Raw genomic sequence first — 20022 nt, 5'->3', positions numbered from 1 at the left:
ACACCGCGCCGCATCCGGCGCCCCACCCCACCCTGGAGTTCCTATGTCTGCGTCTACGAAGCCAACCCCGAAGCGTCCTGCTGTGCCCAAGGCGGTGGAGGTGGCGCTCGCCCCCCTCATCACCAAGCACGTGGAGGCTGCCCTCGCCTCCCGTCAGCCCGCTCCCACCGAGCCGGGCGCCAAGGCCCCCACGGTGCTCAAGTATAAGGGCATGTTCGACACCGAGCAGCCGGCGCACGCCGCGCTCGGCCTGCGCATGAAGATGGCCTTCCTCGACTTCGAGGACCGGACGGCGCGCGAGAAGTCGAAGACGCGTAACCAGCCCCTGCGCGAGTTCATCGACAAGGCGAAGTCCGCCGGCGTCTTTGAGGGCGTCTTCTCCCAGGGCGGCAGCATCTGGGCGCGAGAGACGCGGTCCGAGGAAATCATCGACGTGCTGCGCCCTGCCTCCATCCTCCTGGCGGCTGGGTGCCGCGTGGAGTCCGGCTACGGCAGCAAGCTCACCATCGGCGTCATCAACGAGGGCGTCTCCGTCGCCTGGGAGGGCGAGGACGAGGAAGCCAGCGAGGGCGAGCTGGACACCGGAGACCTGGTGCTGGGCGCCTACAAGGCCATGGCCACCATCCGCATCAGCAACGACCTGATGCGCAAGGGCACCCTGCGCTCCGCGGAGCAGATTGCCACCGACATCGGCCGGGCCATGGGCGGCGCCTTCGACCAGGCGGGCCTCATCGGCAAGGGGGCGAAGACGCCGACCGGCATCCTCCACACGAAGGACATCACCAAGAAGGCCATCAGCGGCACCACCAACGACGAGAAGGTGGCCGACCTGAAGGGCATGGTGGCTGACGTCATGGCGGCCAACATCCCCCTCACGGGCTCCAATCCGTTCTACTTCATGACCAGCGGGACGATGATGCACCTGGGCAGCCTTCGCGACGCGGCAGGCTCGGGTAACGGCGGCTGGGTGTTCCCCGGACTCCAGGACCTGGAGCGCCCCACCATCAACGGCTTCCCGGTGCGGCATACCGAGTCGCTGGCGGGCAAGAACATCATCGGCTTCGGCCTGGCGCAGGAGCTGTACTTCGGCAACGCGGCCCCGCTCGAAATCGAGCTCGGGGAGAACGGCAACGACTTCCGGAGAGACCGCAAGACGGTGCGCGGCGTCCAGGAGGGCGACTGGCAGTTGCGCCGCGCGAAGGCCTTCAGCATCCGGACGGGCGTCACCTACTGAGCCCCGCCGCGCGGGCGGCGCTTGCATGGGCCGCTCGCAATCCCTCTCAAAGCCTCACAGGAGAAACGCGCAATGCACCCTTCCCTCGTCAACATCGGCGCCTACATCAAGACGGACGTCGTGGCGCTGGCCCCCTCTGCCCGCGCTACCGGCACCGTGCAGGGTCCTGCCATCGACGTCACCCCCTACAAGTCCGGCGTCCTCGCGGTGCTCGTCGGCGCCGCCACTGGTGCGCCCACCGAAGTGAGCGCCACCTTCAGCTTCGAGTCGCGGGAGCCGGACGGCACGTGGGCGCCCGTGGTGGACCGGGACGGCGACCCCATCACCGTGGAGGCCTCCGCGGCCAACGGTGCCGTGGAGCTGGACCTGGACTTCACCTGCCTCGGCGACGACCACGAGGAGTTGCGCGTGGTGCAGGAGCTGGTTCTCGTCGGTGGCTCCTCGCCCACGCTCACCACGGGCGCATTGCTGGTGGTGGGCGGCAGCTCCCGCCGGCCCCTGTGAGGTGACACCACCATGCCCGCGCCCCAGGACTTGCTGACGGCCGAGCAGTTGCCCCTCGCCGCGCGAACGGCGGTGGAGGGGCCGCGGCTGGCCCTCTTCATCACCGCCGCATCCGAAGCGGTGGCGTCCTACGTCGGCTATCCGCTGCACCGCCGCCTCGGCGTGGTGGAGTCTGTGGCGGGCACGGGCGGGCCGCACCTCTGGCTGAAGGGCGGCGCCGTCCGCCAGGTGGTGCGCGTGGAGGTGCGCGGCGTCGAGGTGGACGCCGCGTCCTACGCGCTCGATTCCGCGCTCTTGGGGCGGCTGGTGGCGCGCTCCTCGCGCTGGCCCTTCACGGGCTCCTGGTCGCCGGGCGTCTCCCCCACGCCGCTGGAGGCGCGCGACACGGGCGAGGTGGTTGTCACCTATGACGCTGGCTGGGTGACGCCGGGCCAAGCCGCGATGGACTCCTCGCTGGTGGTGGACTTGCCTGTCGCCATCCAGCTCGCGGCCATGGAGGCCGCGACGGCCGCGCTTTCGCGCGATGGGAAGCCCGCCGACGTCGCCAGTGAGAGCATCGGGGGCACCAGCATGTCCTACTTCGCCGGCGAGGGCGGGGGCCGCGCCGCCCTGCCCTCCACCGCGCGGCAGATGCTCACCCCGTACCGGAGGCTGCGCTGATGCTCATGGGCCACGCCTTGCGCCAGCGCTTCTGGCTGGAACGCCTGCTCGTCACTAATGCCCGCGGCGAGCACGAGTACGCGGAGCCGGAGCTGCACGCCTGTCGCTACCAGGGCACCATGAAGCGCATCGTCACCACCGACGGCGAAGAGCGCGTGGCCGCAGGACTCATGTACTGCGCCGTGGAGGTGCGGCCCGAGGATAGGGTGTACCCGCCCGGAACCAGCCCGGACGACGAGGACGCCGGCAAGCCGCCAATCCACGTCGTCACGCACGTCAACCTCATGGGCGCGGTGGACCACTACGAGGTGTACCTGTGACACCGAGGGACGTGGAGCTCGAGCTCGCCGCGTACCTGGAGGCGGCAGGGCTGGACCTCTCAAGCACCACCAACCCGCCCACCCTCTACCCCGGCCCCTTCCCCCCCAGCGCGCCGCCGCGGATGGTGTGCCTCCGCCACACGGGCGGCGAGTCAGGCCTCTACCTGGGCACCGGGCGCGGCGTGCTGGCGCCGGACGTGCAAGTCATCGTGCGCGGGCCCAAGGGCAGCTACACGGCCACGCGTGAATTGGCGGCGCGGTGCTGGACGGCGCTGCACCTGGCGCGCGTGCCCGGCTACGTGGACGTGCGCTGTGAGGGCGCGGGCCCCCACTTCATGGGCCCGGATGGCGAGGGCTCCCTCCGCTTCGTCTTCAACCTCACCGCGCGATACTCGGCCTGACGGCACCCCTTCTACGGGGCATGCCCGTCAGAGTCCGCCTCGACGCCAACAAGATTGCTGCCCTGCGCCGCAACGCCCGTCAGGTGCTGCGCAAGCTGGACGCGCCCATTCACGCGGCCGTGCGGCAGACGCTCGATTTCTCCAGCTTCCTCGTGCCGCGCTCCGCTCCCTGGGAGCGCGCCATGGCGGAAGAGGCCGCGCGGGACGCGGGCGAGCAACTGCCCCCGCCGCTAGCCGAATCCGGCTTCATTTCGGGCCCTGAATACAACCTCGGGCGGCCCCTCTCCACCTCGTGGACGGCCGGGTACGAGCACCCCGAGGCCGGCCCGATTCACGAGGGGTTCCACTGGGGCGCGCAAATCGTCAGCCCGCCGCCCCATTTCCTCAAGAAAGCCTTCCGCCGCTCCCGAGGCGTCGCTCGCAAGGGCGTCGCGCAGGTGCTGGCGGCCTACCTCAAGCAGCACTCACGCTGAAAGGAGCACCCCATGCCCGGACCCTCTGCCGCCTACGTCGATGCCCTCCACCTCACAGCCACCGCCGCCGAGGTGCCCTCCGAAGCGAACAGGCTGGAGGGCATGAGCGAGGCCACCGTCTCCTTCAGCGCCGACCAGGTGGACTCCAACTACTTCGGCAGCGACGGCTACAAGCGCCGCAAGAAGACGCTGAAGGACTTCACCATCCCCTTGTCGGGGCACCTCTTCAAGGGGAGCGCTCCGCATGTGTTGCTTCGCAGCTCCTTCACAACAGACACCATCATCTACCTCCTCGTCATCGAGGACGAGAACGCCACCGAGGGCAGCCGCGGCTGGCGCTACCCGGTAACGGTGGACACGTACGAGGAAGGCAAGAGCGTGACCGACCTGGTCACCCTCTCCGTCACCCTCAACTGCGCCGGCGCCCCCGTCGCCATCTGACGCAATCCCTCTCACCCACCCCACAGGAGACATCCGCAATGACTGCCACCCCCACGTTCCGCAAGCCCATCGGCATGCCGCGCAAGGAGCACAAGCGCATCCGCCTGGGCGACGACGAGTACGCCATCTGCGAGCCCACCCAGGGCGACAAAATCTCCATGCTCGACAAGGCCCAAAAGGCCGGCGAGGTGAACGAAAAGGGCCAGCCGGTGGACGGCCTCGCCGCGTATGGATTCATCGCCCGCGTCGCCATCACCTGCCTCTACTTCCCCGGCGGCGCGCGCCGCGTCTTCACCGACGAGGACCTGGAGGCCGTGCGGCTGGAGGCGTGGCTCGAGGAGCACCAGGCCGACTTCATCAAGGCCTTCGGTGGCCCCTCCGTGGAGGAGGCGAAGGGAAACTCCGAGACCACCCCGAGCTGAATGCCCTCTTCGCGGTGGTGAAGTTGACGGGGCAATCCCCGTATGAGGTGCGCAGGTGGGCGGCGAGTGACGTCGTCCACCTGCTGGCCCATGCGGCGCTCGAAGCCGACGAGGTGAGAGGGGCGGCGCGCGGAGGTTCGCGCAGTGCCGGGGCCTCCGCCGCACGCGGAAGCAGTGAAGGAAAGACTCTCACGTACCGCGTGCGCCAGCGCGCGAAGGAGTAGCACCGTGTCCAGCGCATCCGGCGGCCTGAAGGTTGGCGACCTGTACGTGGTCGTCACCGCGTCCATTGGCCAGGCCCTCAAGTCGATGGGGGACCTGGCGAAGGCGACCGAGGAGATGGCGAAGAAGGTGAAGGAGGCAGCCGAACCCATCGGCAACCTGGGCGCCATCGTCGCGGCAGGCATCGGCGCGGCCGTCGCGGCGGCGGCCTCCTCCAACTACGAGCTCCGGATGGAGCTGAAGCACCTGACGGACCTGCTCTACACGCTCGCCGCGGACATCGGAGACCTCTTCGGCCCCGCGGTGAAGAGGTTGACGGCCTTCATCGACAAGCTGGTGGCCACCTATCAGCGATTGAGCCCCACGCAGAAGCGCGCGGCGGCGGACATGGCCGCCTGGGTGGCCGGCTTGGGCCTCGCAATCGGCACCGTGGGCAAGCTGGCGGGTGTCGTCGAAGGCCTGGCGAAGTCCAGCGGAATCCTCATCGGCGTGCTGGGCAAGCTGGACAAGTCGGTGGGGCTCGCGGGCATCACCGCTGGCGTCAACAAGCTGAGCGGTTCGATGCGAACTGCGCTCAACGGCAACAAGGCGGCAGCCGTGGCCGCTGGTGCAGCCGCCGCGAAGGCCGGGAAGGAGGCTGCGAAGGCTGCGACGGACGCCGCTGCGGCCACCAAGGGCGTTGGAGAGGCCGCCGGGAAGGCCGGTAAGGAGGTCGCGAAGGCCTCGAAGGAGGCCGGAGAGGCCGCGAAGCGCGCGGGCAAGGACGCCGCCGAGGCCACGGGGGCCATCGGCCCCTTTCTCCGCAGTCTGGGCGGGCTGATGGTGCCCCTCATCGCCCTGGCCGCCGCACTCGCCGGCATCGTGCTTGCGGCCGGCGCCATCTATGGCGTCTGGAAGATTGCCGGCGACGGCATCAAGCAGTCGGTGGCGGCCATCCTCGCCTCCATCGGCAGCTTCGCCGGCAAGGTCTGGGACACTATTACGGCGGGCGTCAGGGCTGTCACCGCTGGCATCGAGTTCATCGTCCGCTCCTCCCTCTCCACCCTCGCGTGGATGATTCGGCAGGGGGCCAAGATGATGGCCCCCCTGGTGAAGGCGCTGCCCAAGGACCTGCAAATGGGCCGCCTCAACGCTGCGCTGGACGTCGCGCAGAATGTCACCGCCGATGACCTGGCGGAGGTCGTCAGCACGAGTGTCGCAAAGGCGAAGGCCGTTGCTGACGCGACAGCGGGCGTCGCCAAAGCCGCTGCCACGTCGATGGTCGCCGGTGCCGCCGAGGTGGGCAAGGCTGCGGCAGACGGCGTCGTCTTCGGATTCCAGGACTCTTGGAAGCACTCGAAGGAGCTTGGCGAGCAGCTCGGCATCCCGAAGCTGATTGAGACGCTGGCCCAGTGGCTCCCCTCCATGTCGCTCCCCGGAGGCAAGGCCAAGGTCCGCATGGCCGACGACGACGAGCGGATGATTGCCGCGATGGGGCTCGACAAGGTGGCGGCCCCCGTCATCCAGGCCAACGAGCAGCTCGCCGACACCATCAAGGACTTGGCCAAGCACGGGGGCACGGGCGCGCGGGCCTACTTCAAGGCCATCGGCGACAAGGCCCGCCGACTCTCCGCGGAGTTGCTACAGGCGATTGAGGACGCCCGCGTCGCCATCGTCTCCAAGGTGCGCGCCGCCTTCGGGCGCGTCAATGACCTGGTCAACAGCTTCGCGGAGGGCTTCCTCGCGGGCGGGATGAATCCCCTCGCTGGCATCGGCGCCGTCATCATGGACCTGCTCGCCCAGTCCGAGGGCTTCCAGGTGCTGATGGAAATGGTGAGCAACGTCATCCAGCACGTGGCGGATGCGCTCGGCGCCGTCCTGATTCCGCTCCAGCCGCTGGTGGGCGCCATCTTCCTCATCATCGACGCAGTGGTGGGCGCGCTCACTCCGGTGTTCGAGGTGCTTGGCCAGGTCCTGGAGCCGCTGGTGCCGCCCCTAGTGCTGGTGGGCGCCATCTTCCAGACGCTGGCGCCCATCCTCACCGCGGTGGCGCAGGCCGTCCTCATGGTGATGACGCCGCTCCAGCTCATCGCAGGGCCTGTCCTCGAAGCACTCTTCAAGGTGCTCAAGGGTATCGCCACGGTCATCCTCACCGTGGCGCAGGGCCTCGCCCATGTGTGGAACGGCATCGTCGGCGCCGTTCAGGCCGTAATCAGGGGCATCAGCAAGGCGGTGGAGTGGCTCGGAATCGACTCGTTGAAGAAGTTCGCCAACTCGCTCGACAAGATGAAGGTGGACACGAACGCCATGGGCGAGTCCCTCCAGGCGTTGAACGACCTCACCTGGGAGACGGCGGAGGCGAAGGCCCGCGAGACGGCCGAGGTGTTGAGGAACACGGAGGCGTTGCAGAAGGCCACTGACGCCCTCTCCAACGTGCCGACCGCGTGGAAGGTCATGCTGCGGCGGTATCAGTCCCAGGACGCGCAGGACGGCCCCAGCCAGGAGCCCACGCGACAGCCTCCGCCCACCTCGTCCGGTGGTGGCGCGCGCCCACCGCAGCCCAGCGGCGACGGCATCCTGCGCAACCGCGGAGGGGAGGAGCTGCCCGACTGGAAGCAGCCAAACGACCCGCGCAACGACCGCTACACGAAGACGGCGGGCGCAATGGCAGACACGCCTGCATCAATCACAGTCAACAACTACATCACCGGATACGACATCGACGAGGCCATTGAGGAGAGCGGGCGCAACCTACAGCGCACCCTCGCGCGCCTCTCCCAGCGTTTCTCCTTCCGCACCTGAGCCTCGCGCCATGCCCTTGCCCTTCCTCGCCCTCTCCGGCATCCCCGTGCCCGTCTCGATGTCGAGCGGCTTGCGCTACTCACCAGTATTACTGGGTGAGAAGGTGCGCACCTTCAGCGGCTACCCGCGCAGCAGCGCGCGCCGGAAGCTCATGGCCTACGAGGGCGGCACCGGGCCGCTGTCCCTCGCCGCCTCCGCGGCGCTTCGCGCGCTCATCGACGGCGAGGGCGACTCCTGGTCCTTCGCCGGCAACCTACTATCGAGCCGCGGCCTGTGGCCCAACGCCGTCGGGACGCCGACGGCGTTGCCGAGCTTCGGGCGGTACGAGGGATATGCGCTCGCATTGAGCGATGGGCAATCCGTCAGCTGGGCCACGCAACTCGGCGAGGACTGGACGGTGGGCTACTGGGCCCGCGTCTTGGGCGTGGACGGAGTGCAGTGGCACCACTACGTCCAGCGCTCGGATGGCACGGTGTGCGTGGATGCGGCGGCGCCTGGGCCACACCTGGGCCACACCTGGTCCTTCGACGACGGATTCACTTCCAACTGGGGCCTTGAGCCGAGCGACGTGGACGCGAGTGTCAGCGAGCCCGGACGGTACGGCCAATGCGCCACATTCGGAGAAGGGACCTCGGCAACTTGGCCCACGCAGCTCGGCAGCCAATGGACGGTGGCCTACTGGGCGCGGCTGGAGACAGACAGCACCTGGCACCTGTACCTCCACCGGGCCGGACTGCCGCTGAGCCGCGATGGCGTGGTGGGCAGTCATGCGCCGTCCGCTGGGGCCCTCATCGCGACCAATGGCAACTACACGCAGTTGCCCGATGGCGCCGTGTATCTGCTCAACCGCCGGGGGACCACAGGCCCCGGCATCCCCAACGTGGGCGGAGTCCCGCTCCTTATCGACGACCTGGTCGTCCTGCCCTACACGGTGCCCGACTCGTGGGTGGCGCCGTGGTTCGCGTCCACCGCGCCGTTTCGGCTGCCCGGCACCACGGGCCTGGCCGAGGTGGACGACAACGGCGCGCTCACCGTGCGCCACCGTGCCGGCGTGGCAGGTGGCGTCATCAACCCCTTCAACTACTCCCTGCTGGTGAGCGACCTGGTGGCGCTGCCCTACCGCGCCCCCGACGCGTGGCTTGCGCCTTGGCGTGACTCGGGCGCCCCTTTTGGGCCGTTGCCGTACCACCGGGCCACCGGGGCCGGCCTGCACCGGCCCGCCCTCGTCCTGGGCGATGCCGGCCAGGGTGACGCCATGGAGTGGTGGGAGGGCGCCCAGCGCGTGCAGGGCGAGGACTTCGCCTTCACGCTTCAGGAGGCACCATGAGGACATTGACGAACCAGGAGCGGGCCACGCTGCTCGCTGGCAACTACGGCACCCACCTGCGCGTGGTGGTGGTACGCCCCGACAACTCCGAGGTGGACTTGAGCACCCTGCTCGGCCGCGACTGGGTGATGGGCGCGCAGTGGTCCGAGACGCAGGACGCGACGGTGTGCGTGGCCACGGTAAGCGTGCGCCGCAGCGGGCCCGGCGGCGTCACCTCCCTCTCCCCCATGGTGGACTCGAGCGTGGCCAACCGCGGGCCCGGTGGACTCCTCATGCCGCTGTTGAAGGAGGGCCGGCGCTTCCGGATTGAGGTGCAGACGAGCAGCGGACGCGCCCGGCCAGACGCCTGGCGGCAGGTGTTCCTCGGCCGCATCGACGAGGTGGACCCTGGCCCCGAGGAGCTCTCCTTCAACGGCCGGGACTTCGCCGGCGTATTTCAGGACTGGTTCATTGAAGTCGAGCGCGACTACGGCAACGACACCGTGGGCGTCGCCGTGCAGACGGTGATGGCCCAAATCATCGGTGACAACATCCCCACTGGCACGGGCCCCGGGCTGTACGTGCCAGTGGACCCAATGTGGCAGCTCGGCAAGTACACGCAGCAGCGCGAGCCCGTCTGGGACGCAGTGCGCGCCCTGGCCGAGCAACTCGGCTGGGAGGTGCGCCTGCGCTGGCGCGAGGGCCACGGTTGGGCCTTCACCCTCCAGTGTCCGGAGCGCCTGGCCGGCGAGCCCGTCTGGACGTTCGGCCCGGCGCACTACGGCGAGTTGAAGCAGGCCAAGCGGGCCCTGCGCGACATCCGCAACGTCGTGGAGGTCCTCTACACCGACAAGGACGACCGGGATGCCCTGGGCAACGAGAAGCGTAAGACGGTGACGGCCACCAACCCCACCAGCATCGCCGAGTACGGGCGTCGGTACATGCAGGTGGCGGAGGCCTCGGCCTCCAACATCAACACGCAGGCCGAGGCCCAGAGGCTGGCCGACGCGGCCATTGCCGACCTGTCCGACTCGTCGCTCACGCTCGAATTCGAGGTGCCCTACTTCTGGCCGTTGGAGGTGAATGACATGGTGCGCGTCCTCCCGGACGGAGTCACCCTGGGCGCCCCCGTGGAGCTGGCTGTCGTCAACCTCGACCACACCTTCGCGGGCGGCGTCGCCAAGACGAAGCTGCAGCTGCGCGGCCGGCCCGCTACCTCCGTGCTGGAATGGCGCGCGCGTGACGCCGCGCCCCTGACTGCCCACAACGCCGCGCTCAAGAGCATTCAGGTCACCACGAAGCTCAAGGGTCCCGACGCGCCCGGCGACTTGCAGCCTACGCCCACCGTCAACGGCTTCGCACTGTCCTTCAGGCCCAGCACCTCCGGCCCGGCCTGGGACACCTACGAGCTCCACGTATCCACCTCGCCCGGCTTCACCCCGAGCAACGCCACCCTCAAGGCCGCGGCGAGCGCCACGCGCTTCGAGGTGGCAGACCTACCCCCAGGCGTCACCCACTACGCCATGGTGCGCGGGCGCGACATCCACGGCAACGTCGGGCCCGCCTCCGCGCAGGTGGAGCTGGCGCCGCGGTACGTGGCACCGAACGACTTGGCTCCGCTCGTCATCTTCTCCAGCCTGACCCCGAACCCCTCCTTCGAGGCGTGGACGCGAGGCGGGAGCGAGCCACCGGATGGCTGGCAGATGGCGTCTGGTACGTTTGGCGTCGATGCAGTCCGAACGACGGAAGCGGACACAGCCACCTATGCAGTGTCGTTTCCGGCGACGACGGCGGGCGCGAAGTTGCTCGTGTCCCAATATTTCGCCGTTATGCCTGGGCAGACGTATGTGGCGCGGCTTCGCTACCTGAAGCCGACAGGGACACCAGGGACGGGCGGAGCGCGACTGGAGTTGAGGTGGTACGACGCAACGTTCACCGAAATCACCACGGGAGCAGCGTTGAGCCAAGGCACCTCTGTTGGTTCGTGGACCCACCTGGTGAACCATGCGGTTGCCCCGGCTAGGGCTCGGTACGCCCGGCTATTTGCAGGCAGGGCGAGCGACACGGTAGCGGTGAACATCGACAATGCTTCCGTCGATCCCTACACCACGCCTCAACAGGCCCCCAGGTCGGTCGTAGTCTTCGCAAATGGATGGGGCCCATACGCGGCCAATGGCCGCGCGGCGCCAACGTTCTTCCGTGACAGCACGGGCCGCGTGCGACTTCAGGGCGCGATGGCCGGAACCACTGTCAACACCGTTGCGTTTACCCTTCCCGAGCAGTACCGCCCGCTGTCGGTCGTGGACCATCCAGTGGTGTGCGGCAGCGGAGTGGTAGTGATAGGGGCGCTCGCCATCGGAACGGACGGAACTGTCACGTTAACCACAGGAAGCGCGTCGTTCGTCAGCCTCGACGGCGTGTCATTCAGGGGCGCGGAATGAGCGGCGCTGGGAGTCCTGACGGGGCAATGGGGGTCGAGCCAAACCCGCCCATAGGGAGGGACTGCCCCATTGTTCTTCGCGATTCTCCGATGTACGTCCCCGTCATCACAGGGGGAGTACATGACGATGCAGTCGAACGGTCCGTCACAGCAGAACTCGCTTGGGCCCAAGAAGAAGACCAGCATGGGCGTCCAAGTTCTCGCGTATCTCATCGGCTCATGCTTCGGCCTCGGCATTATCACGGCCATTGGAATGACAGGCACTCCCGGAATCATCCTGGGGGTGCTGGCAGTCGCAGGCAGCATCTTCGCCATTGTCAAAGTCCCGCGCCTGCGCGTCCTCGCGAGCTTTGGAGCCATCGGGGGAGTAGTGCTTACACTGCTCGGCCTCGGCGCAGTCGGCGCAGAAGAGACCGCCCAAGCGCGCGCCCAAGCCAACATGGACGAAGCGAAGAAGAGGCGCCTGGAGGCTGAAGCCAGGGCGACTGAACTCGCATTGAAGTTCGAGGACCTTGCCGCCAGCAGCAAGAATGAAGACGTGCTGGCGTTGTGCGAGCAAGCAGTGTCAGCGGGCGGAATTCCAGCCAACCACAAGGAGCGCTGCGGAACCCTGCTCTATGCGCAAGGGCAAGCGCGGCTTAGCAAGGAACGCAGTGAGGGACTCAGGTACTTGGCTCTCGCCGGGCAGATTGAATCGTCGAAGCGCGCGGACGCAGTGGCGCTTGCAGCCAAGACCGAAAGGGATGCACTTCGTGACGACACGAACGCATCGCTAAAGGACGCTCAGGCCCAACTAGCCGCCAAGGACATAACGAGCGCCCGCGCAACCCTAAATGCTGCACACAAGCGCATTGCCACTGCGCTTCAGTCCGAGCCCAATGACAAGCCACTGGCGGCACTGCAGCAACGTCTTGAAGACCTCACTCAAAAGGTCGAGAAGGAAGAGGAGAAGCAGGCTAGTGCCAAACGGCGCGCGGACTACATCAAGGAGTCTTGCGCACAGGTCTCAAGGACATTTGGGCCCAGCTCGAAGCTCTCGGACATCCAGAAGGACGAACTCTGGAAGTCATACAAGGGCAAAGGGTTTGCCTGGAACCTGGAGGTCGTAGAGGTGAGCGAAGGCATGTTGGGCGGGTACACCGTCCAATTCAAGTGCGGCCGGAACTCTCCATCGCTCATCCAGGACATCCAGATGTCCTTCTCGAAGCACGCACGAGCCACCGTAATGGAGCTTCAGAAGGGGGCAGTCTACGAAGTGGAAGGGAAGCTCACCAGCACGAGCACCCTCTTTGGACTCGGTGCGGAACCACTGTAGGCCCCTCGATACCCAGGTCCGGGGTGTCACCCGGCAGGGTCAACTCCCTCTTGACCCTCCGCTACCCAGAATTTGGGTGTTGTCCCCGAAGGGGCTGCGCAGCACGCAGACCCTTCGAGGGGGGTTAGGCCGATGCCCCCTCGGAGAGGCCTGCTCCGCCCGGACAAAGCGATACCAAATAAGATACCAAATTCGACTTGACAGATACCAAGTCCGATACCATTCTTGCCGCAATGAATGGTTCCCACGTAAGAGGGAGGTCCCCCGTGCAGCATGCACTCACGCGAGGAGTCCTCGAAGTGGCGCCGGTTCTAGAAGACCACAGCAACAACCCCATCCGCGGGGTGCCGCTCCGCCTGCGGGAGCAGCACTGGCAACGCCTGGAGGCCATTGCCCGGACGGTCAACAGGAGCCGCAACGACATCATCGAGCAGATGCTGACGTGGGCAGAGGAGCAGTGGCACCGGGAGCAACCGCAAGAGAAGCGGGACAGCTACCAGCAGCACCTCGAAGACGTGAAGAAGGAAGCGGTGCATGCCGCGCCTGCGCCGTCGCGGCCTCGCAGCTCCAAGCGTAAGTCGTAGGACAGGATTCCAAGCAGTCCAGGTAGATTGAACGGCTGGTGGTCCCCCAGGCAGCCGAACGGGAGAGGGGCATGCGTGCAGGCGTGAATAAGCGCGGTGGTGGTACGTCAGAGGCCACGCGCGGCACTGGGCCGCGCGACGACGAAGGCCCGCAGCAGACAGGGAGAGTCGGGCAGTACCACGTGGGCCGGTGCGTCGCCCGCGGGACCGAACTGGGAGACGCGTACCTCGCGCACAACGTCCGTACCGGCAACCCGTCGTTCGTGTTTCGACCGACCGAGGAGCAGCTGGACGGGAACAGCCCGTGCGCCTGGTCCGCCCGCGTCGGCTCCATGCAGGGACGCGCCACCTTCGAGGTGCTGTCCGCCACGGCCCCCGTGTCTGTCTCCGCGGCCGAGCTCTGCGAGGAGATGGCCGTGACGATGCGCGACGTGTCGGGGGTGCTGGAGTCGCTGCTGCGCAGCCCCAACGTGCTGGACCACCTGCTGACGCCGCCCCCGTCGCGCCTGACGCGCTGGTGGCTGCGCATGAAGCGCCGCGCCACGCAACTCGCCTCGCGGCACGGGAAGAATGCCGCCCTAGGCCTCCTGGTTGGCGGCTACGTGCTCGGCGGAGGCTACCTGGGCACGAGTTACCTCCTCGCCACGCACCGGGACGCGCCCCCACCTCCGCCCGAGCTGCAGCGCTTCGCGCTCGCCCTGCCCGCCACGGAGCAGGACGAGGCCGCACTCACCTCCGGCGTCGCCAGGGCGGCGCTCGAATTTCCTCCGACAGCCGTCTATGACGTGGGCGGCATCGTTCCGCCTCCGATGCTGCTCGCTCCGGCCATCCCGGACAGTCCCTTCCGGAACCACAAGCGCCCGCCCTGCCGTGGCAGCCAGAAGGACATCAAGGGCGGCTGCTGGGTGCAGACTGCCGCCGAGGATGGCGCCTGTCCCGACGATCAGTACGAGTACAAGGGCAAGTGCTGGGTACCCGTGCTGGTGCCACCCAACGGGACAGCCGGCGAGCCGAAGTCGATTTCTCGTTGAGGGGCTTGCAATCGCCCCACAGTCGCAGCTAGCTTTCCGAAGCACGTAGTAGCTTTGAAGTTCGCAGTATCCCGCTGTGCTCTGAGCGGCGGGTTACCTCACGCATCCATTCGAGATACGGTAGCTAGACTCCTTGTCCGGCTGCCGTTAGGGCCCCGGAACACCTCATGGTGCGCCGGGCGTGTCCGCAGGATTCCGCTGGTGCCTCAGAGCCACCAGCGGGACCTGTCTTTCGGGAGGCGGCATGAGGCATCCAGCACGACACCCCGCCATCCCCACCGCGCCTTTCGTGGCTGCGCGTCGCAGTCCTAGCGCTCGCGCCCGCGGGCTTTCGCATGTGTTCGCTAGCACATGCGGAACCCGTCTTTCGGCGGCAGGTCGCCCCGCGTGGCGGCCGTGCCCGCAGCACTCCGCATGGGTGGACGGTGCGTCCACGAACGGCACGCACGCCCCACGCGCGACGTGCGCGCCCACCAACACCCGGCGCACCAGCGGTGCGCGCCTGCCCGCGGCTGTGCTGCATGCGGCCGGGCCGCCCTAAGCTGGCGCACACCTTGCTCTACATCCTCGCGGTCGATGCCGGCGCCAGCCGGGCCAGTCGGCCTCGGGCACTAGGGTGACTCAATACGTAGTCACCGCGCGTCATACCTCAGAAGTTGTTCACCTTTGTCCGAGTGGGGGAAGTCGAAGATGGATGCAACAACACTGGCGGCCTTTGAAGGGATGGTCCGGCGAGTCATTCGCGAGGAGATGGGCGCGAGCGTTCCGGGCAGGGACGTGGACATGCTCACGCTGGTGGAGGCGGCGACGCTCGCGCGCACCAGCAGCGCCGCCATCCAGGCGTGGCTCAAGAGCGGGCAGCTCACGCGGTACGGCACGGTGCGGCGGATTCTCGTGAGCCGCCGGCAGCTACTGGAGGTGCTGCGCCACCAGCCCCCCGCGCTGGCTGACGACGCCGAAGTGCCCGACGACGCCATCGAGGCCCGTGCCGCGCAGTACGCGAGGGGTGGGTGATGGGCACCGTCTACCTACGCGCCGACTCGAAGTTCTACTGGATTGGCTGGACGGGCTTGGACGGCAAGCAGAAGTGCAAGTCCGCCAAGACGATGCACAAGGCGAGCGCCGAGAAGCTGCTGGCGGCCATCGAGCGGAAGGTGGCGGCTGAGCGGGAGAGTGGGCTCGCCGCTCCGGACCTGGGCCCTATCACCGTGGGGCGCTACACCCAGCACTGGCTGAAGGAGCGGCGAGCGCGCGGCATCGCCTCCATCAACGACGACGAGGTGCGTATCAGCCACGCCATGCCGTACCTGAAGGACCTGGTGCTGGCCGACGTGCGTCCGCGCCACATCCTCGCCGCCGTCCGCGCCCTCCAGGCGTTGAAGGACGAGGAGGGCAAGCCGTACTTCGCGCCGCGCTCCATCCTGCATATCTACGGGGTGCTGCGCGTCATGTTCGCGGACGCACTGCGAGAGGAACTGGTGAGCGCGACGCCGTGCGTCCTCACCGCTCGCCGCGGCGAATTGCCGAAGAAGCGGGACAAAGACTTGGCCTGGCGCCACACCGCCATTTTCACCCGCGAGGAGGCCGTGCAGCTCATCACCACCCGGCACATCCCGGAGAACCGCCGGGTGCTCTACGCCCTCCTCTTCCTCGGGGGCATGCGCATCAACGAAGCGACACCCCGGCGCTTCTCGCACCACCAGCCCCGCCTCCTGCCCCTGGGCAAGCTGCTCATCGCGAGCAGCTACGACGTCAAGAAGAAGCTCCTGAAGGCCGCCACGAAGACAGGGGTGGTGCGAGAGGTGCCCGTCCACCCGGTGCTCGCGCGCATCCTCCAGGACTGGCAGGCGGAGGGCTGGGCCCGGTGCTACGGCCGCCAGCCGACGCCGGAGGACTTCATCGTGCCGGCGGCGGACACCGGCATCCTCAATTCGACCTCGGCCTACAAGCGGCTCCTCGAGGACCTGGAGCAGCTCGGCCTGCGCCCCCGGCGTCAGCACGACGCCCGGCGCACCTTCATCACCTGCGCGTTGGAAGACGGGGCCCGGAAGGAGCTGCTGCGCTGGGTGACTCACGGCCCCGAAGGAGACATCGTGGACACCTACACTTCGCCGTCCTGGCCGGTACTCTGCGAGCAGGTGGCCCTGCTCAAGCTGCCCTTCCCCGACGCCCCTGGTGAGGGCCCCGAAAAGGGCGAGTCACTACGGGGTTACTACACCCCCAGCAACCCCGTAGGATTGCTGGGGAATTCAGTGGAGGCGGCGGGAATCGAACCCGCGTCCGAAAGCCGTCCGTTCTTCGACCCTACGTGCGTAGTCCGCGATTTGCTACGTCCCTGAGGCTCCCACGGACGGGATACTCAGAGCCGGTCCTGGAAAGGTCTCGCCACCTCGGGTCCAGGCGCCCTCGGCAGCCAGCCTGCATTATGACGGTCTGTCCCAACCCCACAGGCCGAGGGCGGGGGGACCGCGCACTATGGGCTGTTTTTAGGCAGCCAGCGCGAGCTCAACGTTGTCGTTGGCTTTTGTGTCTTTGCCGGGTTGAATTTACGAGCTACCTGACAAGCTCGGCACGCGTCTCGAACTTCATTGCCCCCGTCGAAACCAGGTCGCCCCCGGTAGGTTCACTGCACGTCACGCGGCCACTCACTGCGCCGCGTCTTCCTCAGATTAACCGCTGACGGGGGCGCGTCAATCCTCCTGAATGGCCGCGGGCACATCTGGGCGCACGGCCGTAGACACTCCGCGCACAAGCCCCTCCCCCACCGAGCCAGCCGTCGTAGGGTCGCCTACCCGCCGGGTCCCGCTTCTTCCGTCCCGGCCACGAGGCACCTGAATGAGACGACTGCTCCCCCTCCTTCTGCTCCTGCTGGGCACCGCCCTGCCGGCCGCCGCCGCGCCCACCCCGGCGTCGGACGCGTTCCCGTACACCCTCCACACGGACACCCTGCCCAACGGCCTCACCGTGGTCCGCGTGCCCTACCCGTCGCGCGGCATCATCGCCTACGTCACCGTGGTCCGCGTGGGCTCGCGCAACGAGGTGGAACCCGGCCGCACCGGCTTCGCCCACTTCTTCGAGCACATGATGTTCAAGGGCACGAAGACGCACCCGGAGGGCGACCGCGAGCGCATCCTCGGGAACTTCGGCTTCGACGACAACGCCTTCACCACCGACGACATCACCCTCTACTACTCCTACGGCCCCACCGCCGGCCTGCCCCAGCTCATCGAAATCGAGGCGGACCGCTTCCGGAACCTGGAGTACAGCCAGCCGTCCTTCCAGACGGAGGCGCTCGCCGTGCTCGGCGAGTACCACAAGAACGCCGCCGCCCCCTTCCTCAAGATGGAGGAGGAGCTCAACGCCGCGGCCTTCACCCGCCACACGTACCAACACACCACCATGGGCTTCTACAAGGACATCCAGGCGATGCCCCAGGCCTATGACTACAGCCGCACCTTCTTCGAGCGCTGGTACACGCCCGACAACACCCTGCTCTTCATCATCGGCGACTTCGACGACGCCAAGGTCATGGAGCTCGTGCGCCAGCACTACGGCCCCTGGGACCGCAAGGCCGCCCAGGTCTCCGTCCCCGCCGAGCCGCCCCAGAAGGGCCCTCGCACCGCCCACATCGACTGGCCTCAACCCACGCAGCCCCGGCAGGTGATTGCGTGGCGCACGCCCGGCGCCGGCACCAGCCCGGTCGACGCCGCCATCCAGACGCTCCTCGTGGACTACCTCGCCGGCCCCACCAGCCCCGCCTACAAGACGCTGGTCCTGGACAAGCAGCTCGTGGAGTCCATTGGCAGTGACTACTCCGAGCACCGCGACCCGCACCTCTTCACCCTCACCGCCACCCTCAAGGACGAGCGCCACCGCGACACCGTCCGCAAGACGCTGCTCCAGGAGGTCAGCCGGCTCGCCGCTGGCCGCGTGGACGCCGCGCGCCTCAAGGCCATCCAGGACCACGCCCGCTACGGCGCGCTCATGGCCCTGGAGACGCCTCGCGACGTGGGCATCCAGCTCGGCTGGTACGCCGGCGTCACGGGCTCGCCCGACGGCTTCCAGCGCCACCTGCAGAGCCTGCCCAAGGTGACGCCCGCGCAGCTCTCCGACTTCACCAAGCGCTACCTCACCGCCAACAAGCTCATCCTGCTCAGCCTCACCCCCAAGACGGACGCCCAGGGAGGGACGAAGTGATGAAGACCCGAGCGCTCATGTCCCTCACCGCCCTCCTGGGGCTCGTCGGCTGCGCCACCACGCCGAAGCCGCCTCCCGACGAGAACGCGCCGCCTCCCGCGGTGCCCGCCCAGGCGGCGGCGCCCGAGCCCGCTCCGCAGCCCGCGCGCCCGGAGGCCGTGCCCGCGACGCCGCTGCGCCAGCCCAAGCCCATGGAGCAGGTCGTCCTGGCACGTCCGGACTCGCCCATCGTCTCCTTCCGGCTCGTGTTCCACACCGGCTCCGTGGACGACCCGAAGGGCAAGGAGGGCCTCACCGCCCTCACCGCGCAGCTCATGGCGGAGGGCGGCACGCAGAAGCTCACCGCCTCGCAACTGCTGGAGGCCCTGTACCCCATGGCCGCGGAGCTGGACGTCTTCGTGGACAAGGAGTTCACGACGCTCTCCGGCCGCGTCCACAAGGACTTCCTGGCGCGCTTCCAGGACATCTTCACCGACGTGCTCCTGGCCCCGCGCCTGGACGCCGCCGAGTTGGAGCGCCTGCGCGCCAACGCCATCAGCGACGTGGAGAACGGCCTGCGCAGCGCCAATGACGAGGCCCTGGGCAAGGTCGCGTTGGACGCCCTGCTCTACCAGGGCCACCCCTACGCGCACTTCACGGGCGGCACCGTGCAGGGGTTGAAGGCGATTACGCTGGACGACGTGAAGGCCCACGCCCAGCGCGTCTTCACGCAGGACCGGCTCGTCATCGGCCTGGCGGGCGCGGTGGATGACGCGCTCGCACAGGCGCTCAGCTCGCGCCTGTCCGCGCTGCCCGCGAAGGGCGCTCCGCGCGTGGAGCTGCCCGCCGTGCCGACGACGGCCGGCCGCACCGTCATCATCCAGAAGCCCACGCTCTCCACCGCCGTCAGCATGGGCTTTGTCAGCACCATCCGCCGCGGCGACCCGGACTTCTTCCCGGTGGCCTTCGCCATGTCCAACCTGGGCGAGCACCGCCAGTCCATTGGCGTGCTCTTCACCGAGCTGCGCGAGAAGCGCGGCCTCAACTACGGCGACTACGCCTACGCCGAGCACTTCATCGAGTCGCCCGGCACCACGTACAACCGCACCAACATCGCGCGCACGCAGCAGGACATGTCCCTGTGGATTCGGCCCGTGGTGCCCACCAACGGCGTGTTCGCCACGCGCGGCGCGGTGTTCTTCCTGGACCAGATGGTGAAGGAGGGCATCCCGCAGGAGCGCTTCGAGCTGATGCGCGGCTTCCTCCAGGGCTACACCCGCCTGTGGGAACAGACGGACCAGCGCCGGCTGGGCTACGCCATTGACGGACGCTTCTACGGCACGCCCGACTTCCTGGAGCAGTACCGCCAGGCCATGGCGAAGATGACGCCGCAGTCCGTCCAGGAGGCGCTCCGCCGCCGCGTGCAGCCCGAGGCCCTCAACTTCGTCTTCGTCACCGAGGACGCCGACGGGCTCGCCCAGGCGCTGCGCTCCGGTGCGCCGTCGCCCATCACCTACGCGTCACCCAAGTCAGAGGAACTGCTGACGCAGGACCAGGCCATCTCCTCGTCCAAGCTGCCCCTGCGCCCGGAGGCCATCCAGGTCATCCCCGCGCAGCAGTTCATGGAGAAATAACACACGGCTGTAATCAGCAGTGCCGGGGGGTGGGTCATTTCCTTCCACCCTCCGGAGTCGGGTGCTATGAGCCTGAGA

At 68.0% G+C, this 20022-nt stretch carries 17 protein-coding genes and 1 other RNA gene; 17 read left to right on the top strand and 1 reads right to left on the bottom strand.

What is annotated here, in order from left to right; genetic code table 11:
• Nucleotides 1–43: 43 nt before the first annotated feature.
• From BLU09_RS25340 to BLU09_RS25270, 15 genes are all read left to right on the top strand, one after another.
• Complete coding sequence (locus BLU09_RS25340; protein WP_090492048.1) at nucleotides 44–1234, top strand: phage major capsid protein; 1191 nt, start codon at nucleotides 44–46, stop codon at nucleotides 1232–1234.
• Between the two features lie 72 nt (nucleotides 1235–1306).
• Nucleotides 1307–1738, top strand: a complete 432-nt coding sequence (locus tag BLU09_RS25335; protein WP_090492047.1) for a hypothetical protein — start codon at nucleotides 1307–1309, stop codon at nucleotides 1736–1738.
• Nucleotides 1739–1750: 12 nt separating this feature from the next.
• On the top strand, nucleotides 1751–2398 hold the full coding sequence (locus BLU09_RS25330; RefSeq protein ID WP_090492046.1) for a hypothetical protein: 648 nt from the start codon (nucleotides 1751–1753) through the stop codon (nucleotides 2396–2398).
• Entirely contained in the window at nucleotides 2398–2718 is a 321-nt protein-coding gene (locus tag BLU09_RS25325) for a hypothetical protein (RefSeq protein ID WP_090492045.1), read from the top strand. The genes BLU09_RS25330 and BLU09_RS25325 overlap by 1 nt, the downstream gene beginning before the upstream one ends.
• Nucleotides 2715–3119, top strand: coding sequence for a minor capsid protein (locus tag BLU09_RS25320; protein WP_090492044.1), 405 nt, complete (start codon nucleotides 2715–2717; stop codon nucleotides 3117–3119). The genes BLU09_RS25325 and BLU09_RS25320 overlap by 4 nt, the downstream gene beginning before the upstream one ends.
• Before the next feature lie 20 nt (nucleotides 3120–3139).
• A complete protein-coding gene (locus BLU09_RS25315; RefSeq protein WP_090492043.1) occupies nucleotides 3140–3592 on the top strand; it encodes a hypothetical protein in 453 nt (150 codons plus the stop codon).
• Nucleotides 3593–3604: 12 nt separating this feature from the next.
• Nucleotides 3605–4033 (top strand): phage tail tube protein, encoded by a 429-nt coding sequence (locus tag BLU09_RS25310; RefSeq protein ID WP_090492042.1) that lies wholly within the window; start codon nucleotides 3605–3607, stop codon nucleotides 4031–4033.
• Between the two features lie 38 nt (nucleotides 4034–4071).
• Nucleotides 4072–4455, top strand: coding sequence for a phage tail protein (locus BLU09_RS25305; protein WP_090492041.1), 384 nt, complete (start codon nucleotides 4072–4074; stop codon nucleotides 4453–4455).
• A gap of 228 nt (nucleotides 4456–4683) precedes the next feature.
• Nucleotides 4684–7458: a phage tail family protein gene (locus BLU09_RS25300; protein ID WP_090492040.1), complete on the top strand. Its 2775-nt coding sequence runs from the start codon at nucleotides 4684–4686 to the stop codon at nucleotides 7456–7458.
• 10 nt (nucleotides 7459–7468) lie between these two features.
• A complete protein-coding gene (locus tag BLU09_RS25295; RefSeq protein ID WP_167371151.1) occupies nucleotides 7469–8785 on the top strand; it encodes a hypothetical protein in 1317 nt (438 codons plus the stop codon).
• Nucleotides 8782–11205: a hypothetical protein gene (locus BLU09_RS25290; RefSeq protein ID WP_090492039.1), complete on the top strand. Its 2424-nt coding sequence runs from the start codon at nucleotides 8782–8784 to the stop codon at nucleotides 11203–11205. Before BLU09_RS25295 ends, BLU09_RS25290 begins: the two co-directional genes overlap by 4 nt.
• Nucleotides 11206–11325: 120 nt before the next feature.
• The gene (locus BLU09_RS25285) at nucleotides 11326–12519 is read left to right on the top strand and encodes a hypothetical protein (protein WP_090492038.1); all 1194 of its coding nucleotides are present in this window, start codon (nucleotides 11326–11328) and stop codon (nucleotides 12517–12519) included.
• Between the two features lie 266 nt (nucleotides 12520–12785).
• The gene (locus tag BLU09_RS25280) at nucleotides 12786–13103 is read left to right on the top strand and encodes a hypothetical protein (RefSeq protein WP_143043197.1); all 318 of its coding nucleotides are present in this window, start codon (nucleotides 12786–12788) and stop codon (nucleotides 13101–13103) included.
• Between the two features lie 71 nt (nucleotides 13104–13174).
• Complete coding sequence (locus BLU09_RS25275; RefSeq protein WP_143043196.1) at nucleotides 13175–14134, top strand: hypothetical protein; 960 nt, start codon at nucleotides 13175–13177, stop codon at nucleotides 14132–14134.
• 690 nt (nucleotides 14135–14824) lie between these two features.
• Nucleotides 14825–15148, top strand: coding sequence for a helix-turn-helix domain-containing protein (locus BLU09_RS25270; RefSeq protein ID WP_143043195.1), 324 nt, complete (start codon nucleotides 14825–14827; stop codon nucleotides 15146–15148).
• 1236 nt (nucleotides 15149–16384) lie between these two features.
• On the opposite strand, the gene ssrA is transcribed toward BLU09_RS25270, so the two are convergent.
• Nucleotides 16385–16750, bottom strand: a transfer-messenger RNA (tmRNA) gene (gene ssrA, locus BLU09_RS25255).
• 219 nt (nucleotides 16751–16969) lie between these two features.
• Here ssrA and BLU09_RS25250 point away from each other — a divergent pair.
• On the top strand, nucleotides 16970–18331 hold the full coding sequence (locus BLU09_RS25250; RefSeq protein WP_090492032.1) for a M16 family metallopeptidase: 1362 nt from the start codon (nucleotides 16970–16972) through the stop codon (nucleotides 18329–18331).
• Entirely contained in the window at nucleotides 18331–19944 is a 1614-nt protein-coding gene (locus tag BLU09_RS25245; protein WP_090492031.1) for a M16 family metallopeptidase, read from the top strand. The genes BLU09_RS25250 and BLU09_RS25245 overlap by 1 nt, the downstream gene beginning before the upstream one ends.
• Nucleotides 19945–20022: the final 78 nt, after the last annotated feature.

It is taken from the genome of Myxococcus virescens (genome assembly GCF_900101905.1).
Classification (GTDB): domain Bacteria; phylum Myxococcota; class Myxococcia; order Myxococcales; family Myxococcaceae; genus Myxococcus; species Myxococcus virescens.
The sequence above is the reverse complement of the archived record's forward strand: the minus strand, read 5'-3'. Positions and strand labels throughout refer to the sequence as shown.

What these genes read in the sequence shown, in the direction of transcription:
- BLU09_RS25325 (WP_090492045.1), top strand. Translation starts at nt 2,398, where the DNA reads ATGCTCATGGGCCACGCCTTGCGCCAGCGCTTCTGGCTGGAACGCCTG.
- BLU09_RS25250 (WP_090492032.1), top strand. Translation starts at nt 16,970, where the DNA reads ATGAGACGACTGCTCCCCCTCCTTCTGCTCCTGCTGGGCACCGCCCTG.
- BLU09_RS25330 (WP_090492046.1), top strand. Translation starts at nt 1,751, where the DNA reads ATGCCCGCGCCCCAGGACTTGCTGACGGCCGAGCAGTTGCCCCTCGCC.
- BLU09_RS25335 (WP_090492047.1), top strand. Translation starts at nt 1,307, where the DNA reads ATGCACCCTTCCCTCGTCAACATCGGCGCCTACATCAAGACGGACGTC.
- BLU09_RS25340 (WP_090492048.1), top strand. Translation starts at nt 44, where the DNA reads ATGTCTGCGTCTACGAAGCCAACCCCGAAGCGTCCTGCTGTGCCCAAG.
- BLU09_RS25295 (WP_167371151.1), top strand. Translation starts at nt 7,469, where the DNA reads ATGCCCTTGCCCTTCCTCGCCCTCTCCGGCATCCCCGTGCCCGTCTCG.
- BLU09_RS25290 (WP_090492039.1), top strand. Translation starts at nt 8,782, where the DNA reads ATGAGGACATTGACGAACCAGGAGCGGGCCACGCTGCTCGCTGGCAAC.
- BLU09_RS25310 (WP_090492042.1), top strand. Translation starts at nt 3,605, where the DNA reads ATGCCCGGACCCTCTGCCGCCTACGTCGATGCCCTCCACCTCACAGCC.
- BLU09_RS25275 (WP_143043196.1), top strand. Translation starts at nt 13,175, where the DNA reads ATGCGTGCAGGCGTGAATAAGCGCGGTGGTGGTACGTCAGAGGCCACG.
- BLU09_RS25315 (WP_090492043.1), top strand. Translation starts at nt 3,140, where the DNA reads ATGCCCGTCAGAGTCCGCCTCGACGCCAACAAGATTGCTGCCCTGCGC.
- BLU09_RS25285 (WP_090492038.1), top strand. Translation starts at nt 11,326, where the DNA reads ATGACGATGCAGTCGAACGGTCCGTCACAGCAGAACTCGCTTGGGCCC.
- BLU09_RS25305 (WP_090492041.1), top strand. Translation starts at nt 4,072, where the DNA reads ATGACTGCCACCCCCACGTTCCGCAAGCCCATCGGCATGCCGCGCAAG.
- BLU09_RS25245 (WP_090492031.1), top strand. Translation starts at nt 18,331, where the DNA reads ATGAAGACCCGAGCGCTCATGTCCCTCACCGCCCTCCTGGGGCTCGTC.
- BLU09_RS25270 (WP_143043195.1), top strand. Translation starts at nt 14,825, where the DNA reads ATGGATGCAACAACACTGGCGGCCTTTGAAGGGATGGTCCGGCGAGTC.